Here is a 13,887-nt window from a genome sequence, read left to right on the forward strand (position 1 = left end):
AATGACCGTAAAATAACAATATAAGGAAAGGGGGCGATTCGATGTGGCGTAAATTGTTGCTGGCGGCGATTGTCCTCTCCGGCGTTGCGTATTTGCTCTCGATGCAAGGGGATATCATGCCGCTGAAGTTTGTGTTGAAGCCGGGAACGATTGTGCTCATGATGGTATGGGTAGCTACGGCTAGAGGGGGGACGAATACATACCGTAATTGGATTATGGGCGGATTGGCTTTATCCGCCGTCGGCGACGCATTTCTTCTGATGAAGGACGATCGTTGGTTTGTATACGGGGTATTTTCATTTCTCCTTGCCCATGTGCTGTATATTGCGGCGTTTGCGACCCGGCTCAAGTTCGGAAAGCTCCATGCGCTTGCTGTTGTCCCGATCGCGGTCTATGCATTTCTGCTGCTGCGCGCCATTCATGGGGGCATGTTCGGCGAGGACGGAAGCGGAGGCGGGATGTGGATCCCGGTTATCGTATACGTCGTTGTTATCTCCCTTATGGCTTCTAGCGCGGTCATGACCCGCAGCGGAACTGCGATCATAGGCGCGGCCTTATTCATTATCTCGGATTCGCTGCTGGCCTGGAATAAATTTGTGGCCCCGTTCGAATGGGCCGGTTATGCGGTCATGATTACGTATTACTTGGCGCAAAGCTTGATCGCGGCGAGCGTTTTTACCCGGAAATGACGGCGCTTACATGAATGACGGTTTCGGCTTATCAGGCCGAGGCCGTTTTTTCGTTATACACTGGGTACCAAATGTCGGAATTGTTACGAATTGTTATAGAGTAAAACATTTTTTTGGCCCAAAAATAGCCGCCGAAGCAGGTCCCGGCCGTTTATCATGCGTGCGCATAAGAAACTGGGAACCGAAGAATACTATGGGCAGAGCTAAGATATATATCTGCTACTCCTCCTTCGAATAAAAGCAACAACCAGACTACCACTCCAAGGAAAGCGGGGCAACACATTTATGAAAGCTACTGGCATTGTTCGCCGTATCGACGATCTCGGCAGAGTCGTTATCCCTAAGGAAATTCGTCGTACGTTACGTATTCGCGAAGGCGATCCGCTGGAAATATTCGTTGACCGGGATGGAGAAGTCATTTTGAAAAAATATTCGCCGATCGGCGAATTGGGCGATTTCGCCAAGGAATATGCCGAATCGTTATTCGAGAGCACGAACCACGTGACGATCATTTCGGATCGCGATTCCGTTATCGCCGTATCCGGGGCTTCCAAAAAAGAGTATCTTGATAAGCAGATCGGCTCCGTGCCGGAAAGCTGCATGGAGAACCGCAAGACGATGACGGAAACGGGCGGCGGCGCTTTTGAAATCGTCAAGGACGTGCAGGAAAATTACAGTTCGTTCGTCATTGCGCCCATTATTGCCGGGGGCGACCCGATCGGAACGGTCATTATGCTCACCAAGGACGATTCCGTGAAGATGGGACAGATGGAAACGAAGATGGCCGAAACGGCCGCCGGTTTTCTGGCGAAGCAAATGGAACAATAGCGGTGAGTCAAGGATACGCGGCTAGCGCCGGACTTGTATAAGCAAAGTTTCCTTCAAGACACGAATGTATCTTCTTCCGCTAAAACGCGGTCGCTCATCCTTGAGGGACTACGATTAAAGTTTTTCGTATATTCGAACGAAAGCTTCCTCTGGCTATGGGCGGAAGCTTTTTTTCTTTACCGGGCGTGCCGGGTTTGCGTTTGGTTTTGGCATCATCTGTCGATTGGGCTATAATGGGGATAATGTGCAGAGAGGAGTCGGACAGATGGCCAAATCGACGGCGGCTACCGCCGGGGCCGGCGTGTCGCTTGTTCGCGGAGCGGCGGTACTCGGTATTGCGGGCATCATTTCGAAGATGCTCGGCACGCTGCAAAAAATTCCGCTGCAAAATATAGCGGGCGACGATGCGTACGGCATTTATAACACGGTATATCCCTTTTATGTTCTGCTGCTGTTCCTGGCGACCGCGGGGTTCCCGATCGCGGTAGCCAAATTCGTTGCCGAACGAAGCGCCTTGGGGGACGACGCGGGGGCGCTCCGCGTCTTCCGCGTCTGCACGGCGATTTTGACGGTTACGGGCGTCGTGTTCTTCCTTTTGTTATACTTCGGCGCCGATCTCGTCGCCGGCTGGATCGATAACCGCCATACGGCGGCTGCGATTCGCAGCGTATCGTTTGCGTTGTTGATCGTGCCGGTTATGGCGGCGCTGCGCGGATATTTCCAAGGGCTGCAGCAGATGGAGCCGACAGCCATATCCCAGGTGGCGGAGCAGTTGATCCGTGTCGGGACGATGGTAGGCCTGCTGCTTTATTTTACGCATGAGGGCGCGCCGGACGACTGGATCGCCGCAGGGGCCACGTTTGGCTCGGTGACCGGCGCCGCAGCCGGATTGGCCGTCATGGCGCTGTATTGGCGAAAGGCGAAACGCACGCGAACGGCGGAAGGCGCGAAGGCGGCGCTGGCAAGAGATGCCGCGAAAGCGGGCTGGGTGATGGAAGAAGCCGAAGGGGTGCGCGAGCAGGCGGCTTCCTCCGCTCCGGACAAGCCGGTTCACGAGCAAGAGCCGGTATGGACGCTGGTCAAGCGGGTTGTCGCTTATGCGATCCCCATTTGCCTCGGCTCAATCGTGATGCCGATCCTGAATATCGTCGATACGTTTACGATGCCGCGGCTGTTGAAGGAGCTCGGATTCAACGATATGGGCGCGATGGCGCAATACGGCATCTACGGTCGCGGCCAGCCGCTCGTTCAGCTGATTGCGATGCTGGCGAGCTCGATCTCGGTTGCGCTTTTTCCCGCCATCGCGGAGGCGGTGCTGCACCGGCGGACCGGGCAGATTAAGCTGCGCACGGAGCTGGCGATGCGATTCACGTGGCTGTTCGGCCTGGCGGCGTCGATCGGGCTGGCCGTGCTGGCGGCGCCGATTAACGTGATGCTATACGCCGACACGTCCGGCACGGACACGATGGCGATCACGGCGTTTACGGCCGTATTCAGCGCGGCGAACATCATCTCGACGAGCCTGCTGCAAGGCGTCGGCGACGTGATTGCGCCGGCGCGCAATCTGCTTGTTGCCGCGGCGCTCAAGGTCGCGCTCAACATTGCGCTTGTGCCCGCGCTTGGCATCCGCGGGGCAGCCATCGCGGCCGTCATCGCTTTTGCGGCCGCGACGGTGCTCAACTACATCACGCTCGTGCGGCGCACCGGCGTAAGATTCACCCTTGGCCGCGACGCGGTGCGGCCGGCCGTTGCGCTGCTCGCGCTGGCTGCGAGCGCGAGCGCGGTCTATTGGGGCGTCGGCGCTTTGCAGGGCGCCCTGTGGCCCGGCCTGGCGCCGCGGGCTGGGCAAACGCTGGCCGTGCTGCCGGCGATTGCGGCCGGCGCGGCGGTGTACGGCGCGGTGCTGTGCAAGGTCCGCGCCGTCCGCGAGGACGACTTGCGCGCCGTGCCGAGCGTCAGCCGCAAGGTGCTGCCGCTGCTGAAGCGGCTGCGGCTGCTGTAGCCGTGCGGGGGCGCAATGCAACTTTGAGCGGAGCGTTGTGCTATAGCGCGACGTGAGCGGCGCATTTCAACAGACTCCCGTTAACCATGACAAGAAACAATCGGAGGCGAGATTTTCGCATGGCAGGACAAATAACGGTCGTCGGATTAGGCTCCGGCGATGAGAACCAGCTGACGTTAGGCATATGGAAGAAGCTGCAAACGGCAAAGCATGTCTATTTGCGCACGGACCGGCATCCCGTCGTGAAGCTGCTGGACGAGCACGGCATCGCTTATGCGACCTTTGACGGCCTCTACGAGAGCAAGTCGTCGTTCCCCGAAGTGTACGATGCGATCGCGGACACGCTGCTGGCGAAGGCGAAGGAGATGGCCGCAGAGAGCGAAGCGGAGATCGTCTACGCCGTTCCCGGCCACCCGATGGTCGCGGAATCAACGGTGCAGCTGCTGCGTCAACGCTGCTCGTCGCACGGCATCGAGCTTGCCGTACTCGGCGGCGAAAGCTTCCTGGACGAGGCGTTCGTGCGGCTCGGCTTTGACCCGATCGAAGGCTTCCAGTTGCTGGACGCAAGCAGCCTGAAGCGTTCGCTTCTCCAGCCGGAGCTGCATACGGTCATCGCACAAGTGTATGATGTATTCACCGCGTCCGACGTAAAGCTGTCTCTGATGGAGGTTTACCCGGACGATTACCCGGTCGTCGTGGGACACGCACTCGGCGTCCACGGCGAGGAAGACATTCGCACCGTGCCGCTGTACGACCTGGATCGCACCGAAGGCTACGGCAATCTGTCGATCATATGGGTGCCGCGCACGGAGCAAGAAAACGTCCGCAACCGAACGTTTGCCCGCTTGCACGAAATCGTGCAAATTTTGCGCAGTCCCGAAGGTTGTCCGTGGGATCAGGAGCAGACGCACCAATCGATCCGCAAAAATTTGATCGAAGAAACATACGAAGTGCTGGAAACGATCGACGATGACGATCCGGACGCAATGAAGGAAGAGCTCGGCGACTTGCTGCTGCAAGTCATGCTCCATTCCCAGATGGAAGAGGAGACCGGCGCGTTTTCCGTCTTCGATGTCGTCCAAACGCTCAATGACAAGCTCATCTTCCGCCATCCGCACGTATTCGGCGAAGCCGAAGCGGGAAATGCCGGAGAGGCGCTGCAAAGTTGGGAGAAGATGAAGGCCGAGGAGAAAGCGCGCAAGGGCATCGATACGGCGAACGCCTCGGTGCTGTCCGGCGTTCCGCGCGACCTGCCCGCGCTCATGAAAGCCTTCAAGCTGCAGAAAAAAGCGGCCAAGGTCGGTTTTGACTGGGACAACATCGAGGATGTGTACGCGAAGATCGAGGAAGAGCTTCAAGAACTGAAGGAAGCGGCCGCCGAGGGCAGTGAGACGGAGCGGACCGGTGAGCTCGGCGATCTGTTGTTCGCCGTCGTGAACGCGGCGAGATTCCTGCATGTGGACCCCGAAGAGGCTCTAGCTCAGACGAATCGAAAATTTTCTAGCAGATTTTCATATATTGAGGATCAGCTTCGTATAAACGGCCGAACTTTTGAACAAACTAGTTTACTAGAGATGGAAAACTGGTGGCAGGAGGCGAAGACGTTCAAAGATTAGGTGAAAGGAAGCAATTCCTTGGCGTGCATTCGGCACCATTCGTCCTATTTTCACATCATTCGCAAAAAAAGTTTGCAGGTTAGCAGGAATTGTCTTGCCAACAAAGAATATTGTACTTCGTGCCTTTGTTACATCCACCATTAAAAACAATTCATTTAGGAGGATTCAAATTATGAACAAAACAGATCTGGTGAACAACATCGCGGCAAAAAGCGGATTGACTAAAAAAGACGTAGAATCCGTATTGAACGGATTCCTGGGCGAAATTACAGAAGCATTATCGACTGGCGACAAAGTGCAACTGATCGGTTTCGGCACCTTCGAAACTCGCAAACGCTCCAGCCGTACGGGCCGCAACCCGCAAACAGGCAAAACGATCAGCATCCCTGAATCGAAAGTGCCTGCATTCAAAGCCGGCAACAAACTTAAAGAAGCTGTAAAATAATGCGTCTCGACAAATTTTTGAAGGTATCCCGGCTGATCAAACGACGTACGGTCGCCAAGGACGTATCCGATCAAGGACGCGTCTGGATAAACGGCAAGGAGTCGAAGCCGAGCAGCACGGTGAAAGAAGGCGACGAGCTGACGATTCAGTTCGGACAGAAAACGATCACCGTGAAGGTCGAACGGACGGCGGAAACAAGCCGGAAGGACGAGGCCGCCGGGATGTATACCTTAATCAAAGAAGAATCGAGAAAATCGGACCTGTTCGCGGAATGAAGCGGACGGCGTTCGTAGAGAAACGGTTTGCCAGCGGACCTGAGCCGCGGCAGGCCGTTTTTTTGTGCTAGCAGGGCTAATCTGATTGGATTTGAGGAGAGAACTTATGACATGTCACTCTCTTCACCGTACATCGTACCATTGCGCCACCTCGTACAACTCTTTGTTCTAAACCGTCATCGCGTTCCATAAGCTAGTCTTAGAACAAGCTTCTTCCCGTTACGGCGGCGGGAGCCGAGTGATAAGGAGGGTATGGCGATGGTCGACCACGGCAAAGTGAAGCGACAGGAAATCCGGATGTTGAACCGCAAGTCGCTGGAAATTACAGGCGTGCAAAACGTGGAAAGTTTCGACAGCGAAGAATTTCTGCTGGATACGGAATGCGGCTTTCTGGCGATCCGCGGACAAAATTTACATATTAAAAATTTGAGTCTGGAGCAAGGCCTTGTCGCGATTGAGGGACTCGTGGGTTCGATGACGTATCTGGATTCGAACGCGCAAGAGAAATCCAAGGGCTTGTTCGGCAAGCTGTTCAAGTGAGCCTGCACGTTCAGCTCGTAACGGTAGCGATGATGATGCTGAGCGGACTTGCGATGGGCGCCGTGTTCGACAGCTACCGTGTCGTATCGGGGCAGCTGCGAATCCATCGTTTTTTCATTCCGGTATTCGACATCGTCTATTGGATAGCCGCGACAATCTTTGTTTTTCGCGTTCTTTACGCGAATAATCAAGGAGAAGTGCGATTTTACGTATTTTTGGGATTATTTCTAGGAGTATGGTTCTATTTTTTAGTCATCAGTTCAATTACGATTCGTTTTGTGTTATGGTTAATACGCGTCATTAAAAAACTGGTCCGGTTTCTGGTCCGATGCTTTGATGTATTGGTCATAACGCCGGTGATGGCGCTGTATAAGCTGCTTACCCTTTTTTTCGGATTTGGGTTGGCGCTCTCTATGTTCCTCTATAAAATTGTGCTACAATCTTTACGACCGTTCTGGAAATTGACTTTATGGCTCGTTAAGCCTTTGCTCAAATATATCAAGATTCCCGGCTGGGTGATGAAATCGCTGGATGCGGTAAAGCGGCTGTGGAAACGACTGTTCTAGAAGATGTACTACGTTCCCCGTTAGGAGGATATTCGATCGTTATGGCAGAGCGAACTACCGCCCAACAGCCGAATAATTCCGTGCAAGGCGCCCGTAGGCGTTTGCGTCTGTGGCTGCTCGTCGTTGCCGCATTTTTAGGCTGGGCCGGGTTTACGTTGTTCGGCCAGATGGAGCAGGCGGGCGCGAAGCAAGCGCAGATCGACGAGCTGCAGAAGGCCAAAGCCGAAACGGAGAAGCAGCATGAGAAGCTGAAACTGGAAATGACCCGATTGAACGATCCTGAATATATCGGTCAGCTTGCTAGGCGCGATCAGCATATGTATTTGCCGGGCGAAACGCCCTATAACGTAACGGAAGAAGCCAATCCTTAAGAAATAGAATCATCGTTCGCGTCGTGAACGGATAAATAAGGCCCAATTGCCGAAAATGCCCGTGTTGACCTTGTTTTAGGCATCAGGTATAATCACCATAGCCAGTATTTTATGCGACAACTGCGTTTCTTTTAAAATTTTAAGGGAGGAACATTGTATTCTATGGCAATAGAAGTGGGCAGCAAGTTAGAGGGCAAGGTGACAGGGATTACGCATTTCGGAGCGTTCGTTGATCTGTCCGGAGGCGTTACAGGTCTCGTCCACATTTCCGAGATTGCGGACAACTACGTGAAGGATGTCAAAGATCATTTGAAGATCGACGATGTCGTCACGGTGAAAGTCATTAACGTCGATAAGGACGGGAAAATCGGACTTTCCATCCGTCAAGCGGTCGATAAACCGAAAGAAGAACAGCAACAAAGACCACGCTTTAATCGTGAAGGCGATCGAGGCGGCGACCGGGGTGGAGACCGAGCCGGTGGCGGCGGTGGAGGATACCGCGGCGATCGTGGAGGCCGTTCTTTCAAATCACCTGCCAACAAACCTTCGTTCGAGGATAAAATGTCACGCTTCCTTAAAGATAGTGAAGAGCGCATCTCGTCGTTGAAGAAGAACACGGAAGGCAAACGTGGTGGCCGCGGCGCTAGACGCGTATAATGAGCCCACAACGTCATGAATAGGATGAAGAACCGCACACAGCTTGCAAGTCGCTGTCTGCGGTTTTTTTGCAACTAGGCGAGCCCAAAAGCCCAAACAATGGAGGTTGTTCTTAGTGGAACTGAATGTCATGACGTTTAATTTGCGCGTTCATGTCGAATCGGATGGAGGCAATGCTTGGCCGTATCGCGTCCAGGCAGCAGCCAGAGTCATCATGGAGTCGGGCGCGGCGGTGGTCGGCACCCAGGAAGGAACGCGGGCGATGCTCGAAGACTTGTCGGCGGAGCTTGAAGGGTACAGCTGGGTCGGACGTTCCCGTGAGGCTGGAGACAGTACATATGGTGAGTATAACGCGGTGTTCTACCGGGACGATCTGCTAGCCGTTCGGCAGTCGGGGGAATTCTGGTTGTCGGAGACGCCGGACGTGCCGGGAAGCCAGAGCTGGGAGGCGGTCTGCCCGCGCATTTGCACGTGGGTGCTGTTCGAGACGGTAGCCGAGCCTGCGCACCGGTTTGTCCACTTCAACACGCACTTGGACCATCTGAGCCAGGAAGCGCGTCAGCGCGGAGCGGCGCTTGTGCTGGACGCGATCGAGCGGCAGGCGCAGGCGTCCGGCGATTTGCCGATGCTGCTGACCGGCGATTTCAACGCTTACCCGGCCGATCCGGAAATCGCGCAAATTCGCGAGCGCCAAGGAACGAAGCTGCCGCTGCTTGATGCTTACGCGGTCTTGGAGAAGGAAGGCGTGGAGCCGGGCTTGACCTACCATGCGTACGAAGGCGGCACGGAGGGGCAGCCGATCGATTATATTTTTGCGACGAGCGACGTGGAGTTTGAATCGGTCGTTGTCGATCAGAAGCGTTATGACGGGCGTTACCCGTCCGATCATTATCCGATTCTCGCAACCGTTCGATTCTAGCAAGACTCGGGAGATTGTATATCGATAGAGTGATATGGACCCGGGGTCCCGGCCTCGACACGTTCCTACGGCATTCCGGCGCGAATGCGGCGGTATCGGGTAAGGAAGGGACGGCGCTTTTTGCAGGGACATGTCGGAAACATCATCAAACCTCAGGCTGGGCGCGGTATTGCGCGTTCGCGGCTTGAGGTTTATTTTTGTCGGAAATTTCTTGGAAGCGTCCTCCTCATTGTGACAAACTTTTAGTTTTGCCCTCACTATAATAGAGTCACAAGTTTCATAGAGGTGGTGTACGAATGATGGAGAAGAACAAAGGGCTCGGCGAGGCACAGGCTCTTCCTTTGCGGAATAGCATGAGACAGCGTATGGCGCAGCGAGGCAGGGAGCTGGTGGCTGAAAATCGTTTCTTGCAGGCGGCACTCGCCAAGAAATGGGCGCTTCTGCTCGTAGCGATGGCCTTCCTGCTCGGCCGGGCGATGATTTTGGAGCAGCTCGCTCCGTTTGCCGTTGCATTTTTTGCCGTCGTCTATTTTTTGCGTCGGGACGTGCATCGGTGGGTAGGGTTATTCCTTATCTTGGGCAGCTTGTTTGCGGTGGAGCCGCATACCGGATTTATCGCGGCGGAGATTTTGATCTTCATGGCGGTGCAGAAGGCGCTGGAAAGCTACGAACGGTCGGATATTTCCTTTGCCCCGCTCATGGTGTTCCTTTCCGCTTTTATCGTGGAGCTGTTCGCGGCCATTATCCAGAAGGATCTTTCGTGGTATGGGCTCATGATGATCGGGATCAACGCGGTACTGAGCTTCGTCTTGACCTTGATCTTCATTCAGGCGGTGAAAGTATTCACGCTGTCGCGAAGAAACTACAATTTGAAAAACGAGGAAATTATTTGCCTCATGATTTTGCTGGCGTCCGTCATGACGGGCGCGGTAGGCTGGATGATCGGCCCGGTGTCGATCGAGCATGTGCTGACCCGGTTTCTCATTCTGCTGTTCGCCTTTGTCGGCGGCGCGCCGCTTGGCGCTTCGGTGGGTGTCATTACCGGGCTCATCTTAAGCTTGGCCAGTTTGAATGCGGTTTACCAGATGAGTCTGCTTGCGTTCGCAGGGCTGCTCGCCGGACTGCTGCGGGAAGGCGGCAAAATGGCGGTGGCGTTCGGGATGCTGCTCGGTTCGTCGATTCTCGCCATCTACATCGGCAACCAGACGGACGTGCTCCACTCGACGTGGGAGTCGGTCGCCGCCGTCGTTTTGTTCCTGCTGACGCCGCGCAGTGTCGTGAAAACGGTATCCAAGTATGTTCCGGGGACGCAGGAGTATACGAAATCGCAGCATGATTATGCGAAGCGGGTGCGCGACGTAACGGCGAGCCGGGTGGAGCAGTTTTCCGAGGTGTTCCGCCAGCTCGCCAAGAGCTTCGTCCATCTGTCGCCGGCGGCGGAAGCACAGCAGGCGGAGGAGACGGCCACGCATTTCATGAACGCGGTTTCGACGGGCGTATGCCGGCATTGCACGTGGCATGACAAGTGCTGGGGGCCGAAGTTTGTGCAAACGCACAAGATGATGACCGACATGATGACGCTGATCGAGGAGCGGCCGCAGGTAACCAGGCGGGAGTTTCCGAAGACGTGGGACCGGATGTGCCTGAAGACGGGGCCGGTCATGGAAATCATGAAGCAGCAGTACGAGACGTACAAGCATGATCTACACTGGAAGCGGCAAATTCAGGATAGCCGGCAGCTTGTGGCGGAGCAGCTGAACGGCGTGTCGCAGGTGATGGAGGACCTGGCGAAGGAAATCAAAAGAGAGGGACAGGAGCTCTTCCTGCAGGAGGAGCAAATTCGCGGAACGCTGGAGAAGCTGGGGCTGTCGATTCACGGCATCGATATTATTAGCCTGGACGAAGGCAATGTGGAGATCGAAATCGTCCACCAGTATACGAAAGGCTTCGACGAATGCCGCAAAATCATCGCTCCGCTGCTGAGCGACATCTTGGGCGAAAATATCGCCGTCCGCAGCGAACGGCCGCTGCAGCAGGGCGAAGGCTACTCCGTCGTCGTCTTCGGCTCCGCGAAGGAATACGAGATCGAAACCGGCGTCGCCGGGGCGGCCAAAGGGGGCGATCTGCTGTCCGGCGACAGCTACAGCGCGATCGAGCTCGGCAACGGCAAGTTCGCCGTGGCGATCAGCGACGGCATGGGCAACGGCGAGCGGGCGCGCGAGGAGAGCAGCGCGGCGCTGTCGATCCTGCAGCGGCTGCTTCAATCGGGCATGGACGAGCGGCTTGCGATCAAGTCCGTCAACTCGGTGCTGCTGCTCCGTTCGCCGGACGAGATGTTCGCGACCGTCGACGTCGCGCTGATCGACATGTACACGGCGAACACGACGTTCCTGAAGATCGGCTCGACGCCGAGCTTCATCAAACGCGGCAGCGAGGTCATCCCGATCTCCGCGAACAATTTGCCGATCGGCATTCTGCAGGATATTGAGGTCGACCTCATCTCGCTGCAGCTTCAGCCGGGTGACACGCTCATCATGATGACCGACGGCATTTATGACGCGCCGGGCTATACGGTCAATAAGGAGATGTGGATGAAGCGGGTCATTTCCGAGGTGCGTTCGAATGAGCCGCAGGAAATCGCCGACTGCCTGCTGGAGACGGTCGTCCGCCACCATCATGGAGAAATTCGCGACGATATGACCGTCGTCGTGGCGCGCATCGAGAAGCATAAGCCCGAGTGGGCTGCATTCCGCTGGCACGGCGCCGATCGCGTCGAGCGTCCAAGGACGGTGAGCTGAGGGGGGACCGAGGTAGAGAAGGAAGGTTGGCACGAACGAGAAAGGAGGGGAGTGCGTAAGAGCAGGGATGCAAGGTCGGGGCGAGCTTTGAGAGGGCGAGCCCCGGCAGAGATGCAATGCAGGGAAGGAAGCCGAAGTAAAGAAGGGAAGGTTGGCACGAACGAGAAAGGAGGAGAGCGCATAAGAGCAGGGATGCAGGGGGGAGCTATGAGAGGGCGAACCCCGGCAGAAATGCGAGGACGATGAACGCGAGAGGGGGAAAGGAGCCATATAAACAACAAACAAGCCGACAGCCCGTGAAGGGCTGTTTTTATTTTATACGAAGGCCTTCGCTGAAGCTAAGATGCATAGATTCTCTTTTTCATATGAAAGAGGTATTGTGCCCTACCAACGTAAATTTTCCGGCATAGAGCAACAATTTTCCGCTCGCGGCGTCTCTATTAATAGATGCTGCGATACATACCTACAAACGAGAAAGGAATTGGAAGATGAAGTTACGGAAATGGATTACGTTGTTGCTCTTATGCGTCTTATGTTTATCTGTGGCGATCCCTTCGGCATTGGCTCAAGCTCAGAAGAAAATTCAAATTTATCTGGACGGAAATGTCATTAATAGCGATGTAGACCCTTATATTATTCCGAAAGTGAACGTGACGATGGTGCCAATCCGGGTGATCAGCCAGGGGCTGGGCGCTTGGGTGGATTGGACGGAAAGCACGAAGTCGGTCGCCATACGCAAAGGCGACAAGCTCATTACGATGAACGTCGGGGCCAAGGGCGCAATCGTGAACAATACCAATGTGGCGCTCGATACGACCGTTGAGGTCAAAAAGAACAGAGTGATGGTTCCGCTGCGTTTTGTCAGCCAGGAGCTCGGTCTGGTCGTCAACTGGGATTCGAAGACGCAAAATGTCTTCATGCAGACGATTCAACCGCCCAAACCGCCGGAACCTACAGAACCGACAGAACCGACAGAACCTACAGAACCGAGCCCAACGGAGCCGACGGAGCCTTCGACGCCGCCGAATCCGAGCGGAGGCGACCACAGCACATTGCGGGGTGCCTGGGTTTCCACCGTATACAATCTGGACTGGCCGACAACCGGTTCATACAAGAACATCGACAAGCAGCAGAAGGAATACATCAAGCTGCTGGACGAGTTGCAGGGCATGGGCCTCAACACCGCTTTTGTGCAGGTTCGTCCTGCGTCGGATGCTTTATATCCGTCCAGCCTTACGCCATGGTCGAAGGTGCTAACCGGCGTGCAAGGCCAAGATCCCGGATATGACCCGCTTGCCTTTATGATCGACGAAACGCATAAGCGCGGCATGCAGTTCCATGCGTGGTTCAACCCGTTCCGTGCCAACACGGACACGAATACGACGAACCTGGATACTAAGCATGTAGCGAAGCAGCACCCTGAATGGATCGTCAAATCGGGCAACCTGCTCTACATCAATCCCGGTATTCCGGAGGCACGTCAGCATATTGTCGATGCTATCACGGAAGTAGCGGCCAATTACAATGTGGACGGCATTCATTTGGACGATTATTTTTACCCTTCCGGCGGAGTGTTTAACGATGATCTCGCATACTTGGCGTACAACAACGGACGGTTTATATCCAAGGACGATTGGCGCCGCGATAATATCAACCAGTTCGTGCAGCAGCTTGGGCAATCGATACATAACGTCAAACCGGATGTGCAATACGGGATCAGTCCTTTCGGCGTTTGGCGCAACATCGCTAAAGACAGCACAGGCTCCGATACGAAAGCCGGCGTTACAACCTACGACAACATGTACGCTGACGTGCGGACATGGATTCAGCAAGGCTGGATCGATTATGTCATTCCGCAAATCTACTGGAGCCTCTCCTTCTCGGCGGCACGTTACGACAAGCTCGTCGATTGGTGGTCGAACGAAGTGAGCGGAACGAAGGTCAAGCTGTATATCGGCCATGCTCCATATAAGCTCGGGACCAAAGAAACCGGCTGGCAGACGTCGGACGAAATCATCAATCAGCTCAAATACAACGAGCAACGCCCCGAGGTCGAAGGCGACGTATACTTCAGCGCCAAAGATCTGCGGAAGAATCCGCTCGGTTTGCTCGACGCACTGCGCGCTTATTACGGCTTGCAGTCCGGGCAGTAGAATTACAATTGAAGTGCACCTCTTAGAA

13 protein-coding genes are annotated in these 13,887 nt (G+C 55.1%); all 13 read left to right on the forward strand.

All coding sequences use genetic code 11. From position 1 onward, the window contains the following. Window positions 1-41: 41 nt before the first annotated feature. The 13 genes from AC0LWM_RS28020 to AC0LWM_RS28080 all read left to right on the forward strand — a co-directional run bounded on the left by AC0LWM_RS28020 (window position 42) and on the right by AC0LWM_RS28080 (window position 13,859). Window positions 42-689, forward strand: coding sequence for a lysoplasmalogenase (locus tag AC0LWM_RS28020; protein ID WP_474678333.1), 648 nt, complete (start codon window positions 42-44; stop codon window positions 687-689). Window positions 690-974: 285 nt separating this feature from the next. Then, window positions 975-1,517, forward strand: coding sequence for a stage V sporulation protein T (gene spoVT, locus AC0LWM_RS28025; protein ID WP_474678334.1), 543 nt, complete (start codon window positions 975-977; stop codon window positions 1,515-1,517). Window positions 1,518-1,782: 265 nt separating this feature from the next. Then, complete coding sequence (locus AC0LWM_RS28030) at window positions 1,783-3,519, forward strand: putative polysaccharide biosynthesis protein (protein ID WP_474678335.1); 1,737 nt, start codon at window positions 1,783-1,785, stop codon at window positions 3,517-3,519. 119 nt (window positions 3,520-3,638) lie between these two features. Beyond that, a complete protein-coding gene (gene yabN / locus AC0LWM_RS28035) occupies window positions 3,639-5,135 on the forward strand; it encodes a bifunctional methyltransferase/pyrophosphohydrolase YabN (RefSeq protein WP_474678336.1) in 1,497 nt (498 codons plus the stop codon). Between the two features lie 172 nt (window positions 5,136-5,307). Then, entirely contained in the window at window positions 5,308-5,580 is a 273-nt protein-coding gene (locus tag AC0LWM_RS28040) for an HU family DNA-binding protein (protein WP_474678337.1), read from the forward strand. Further along, on the forward strand, window positions 5,580-5,855 hold the full coding sequence (locus AC0LWM_RS28045; protein ID WP_474678338.1) for an RNA-binding S4 domain-containing protein: 276 nt from the start codon (window positions 5,580-5,582) through the stop codon (window positions 5,853-5,855). Before AC0LWM_RS28040 ends, AC0LWM_RS28045 begins: the two co-directional genes overlap by 1 nt. A 258-nt stretch (window positions 5,856-6,113) precedes the next feature. Next, entirely contained in the window at window positions 6,114-6,395 is a 282-nt protein-coding gene (gene yabP, locus AC0LWM_RS28050) for a sporulation protein YabP (protein WP_474678339.1), read from the forward strand. After that, window positions 6,392-6,961, forward strand: a complete 570-nt coding sequence (gene yabQ / locus AC0LWM_RS28055) for a spore cortex biosynthesis protein YabQ (RefSeq protein ID WP_474678340.1) — start codon at window positions 6,392-6,394, stop codon at window positions 6,959-6,961. Before yabP ends, yabQ begins: the two co-directional genes overlap by 4 nt. Before the next feature lie 41 nt (window positions 6,962-7,002). After that, window positions 7,003-7,332 (forward strand): FtsB family cell division protein, encoded by a 330-nt coding sequence (locus AC0LWM_RS28060; RefSeq protein ID WP_474678341.1) that lies wholly within the window; start codon window positions 7,003-7,005, stop codon window positions 7,330-7,332. A 162-nt stretch (window positions 7,333-7,494) separates the two neighbouring features. After that, window positions 7,495-7,989 (forward strand): S1 domain-containing RNA-binding protein, encoded by a 495-nt coding sequence (locus tag AC0LWM_RS28065; RefSeq protein WP_474678342.1) that lies wholly within the window; start codon window positions 7,495-7,497, stop codon window positions 7,987-7,989. Between the two features lie 115 nt (window positions 7,990-8,104). Further along, complete coding sequence (locus AC0LWM_RS28070) at window positions 8,105-8,908, forward strand: endonuclease/exonuclease/phosphatase family protein (RefSeq protein WP_474678343.1); 804 nt, start codon at window positions 8,105-8,107, stop codon at window positions 8,906-8,908. 296 nt (window positions 8,909-9,204) lie between these two features. Then, window positions 9,205-11,706, forward strand: coding sequence for a stage II sporulation protein E (spoIIE, locus tag AC0LWM_RS28075; protein WP_474678344.1), 2,502 nt, complete (start codon window positions 9,205-9,207; stop codon window positions 11,704-11,706). 488 nt (window positions 11,707-12,194) lie between these two features. Next, window positions 12,195-13,859, forward strand: coding sequence for a family 10 glycosylhydrolase (locus tag AC0LWM_RS28080; RefSeq protein ID WP_474678345.1), 1,665 nt, complete (start codon window positions 12,195-12,197; stop codon window positions 13,857-13,859). Window positions 13,860-13,887 lie beyond the last annotated feature (28 nt).

It is taken from the genome of Paenibacillus sp. sgz302148 (assembly GCF_056120465.1).

Excerpts from the sequence above, each read along its gene's own strand:
- spoVT (WP_474678334.1), top strand. The coding sequence starts at position 975 with ATGAAAGCTACTGGCATTGTTCGCCGTATCGACGATCTCGGCAGAGTC.
- AC0LWM_RS28060 (WP_474678341.1), top strand. The coding sequence starts at position 7,003 with ATGGCAGAGCGAACTACCGCCCAACAGCCGAATAATTCCGTGCAAGGC.
- spoIIE (WP_474678344.1), top strand. The coding sequence starts at position 9,205 with ATGATGGAGAAGAACAAAGGGCTCGGCGAGGCACAGGCTCTTCCTTTG.
- AC0LWM_RS28080 (WP_474678345.1), top strand. The coding sequence starts at position 12,195 with ATGAAGTTACGGAAATGGATTACGTTGTTGCTCTTATGCGTCTTATGT.
- yabP (WP_474678339.1), top strand. The coding sequence starts at position 6,114 with ATGGTCGACCACGGCAAAGTGAAGCGACAGGAAATCCGGATGTTGAAC.
- yabN (WP_474678336.1), top strand. The coding sequence starts at position 3,639 with ATGGCAGGACAAATAACGGTCGTCGGATTAGGCTCCGGCGATGAGAAC.
- AC0LWM_RS28020 (WP_474678333.1), top strand. The coding sequence starts at position 42 with ATGTGGCGTAAATTGTTGCTGGCGGCGATTGTCCTCTCCGGCGTTGCG.
- AC0LWM_RS28030 (WP_474678335.1), top strand. The coding sequence starts at position 1,783 with ATGGCCAAATCGACGGCGGCTACCGCCGGGGCCGGCGTGTCGCTTGTT.
- AC0LWM_RS28040 (WP_474678337.1), top strand. The coding sequence starts at position 5,308 with ATGAACAAAACAGATCTGGTGAACAACATCGCGGCAAAAAGCGGATTG.
- AC0LWM_RS28045 (WP_474678338.1), top strand. The coding sequence starts at position 5,580 with ATGCGTCTCGACAAATTTTTGAAGGTATCCCGGCTGATCAAACGACGT.
- AC0LWM_RS28065 (WP_474678342.1), top strand. The coding sequence starts at position 7,495 with ATGGCAATAGAAGTGGGCAGCAAGTTAGAGGGCAAGGTGACAGGGATT.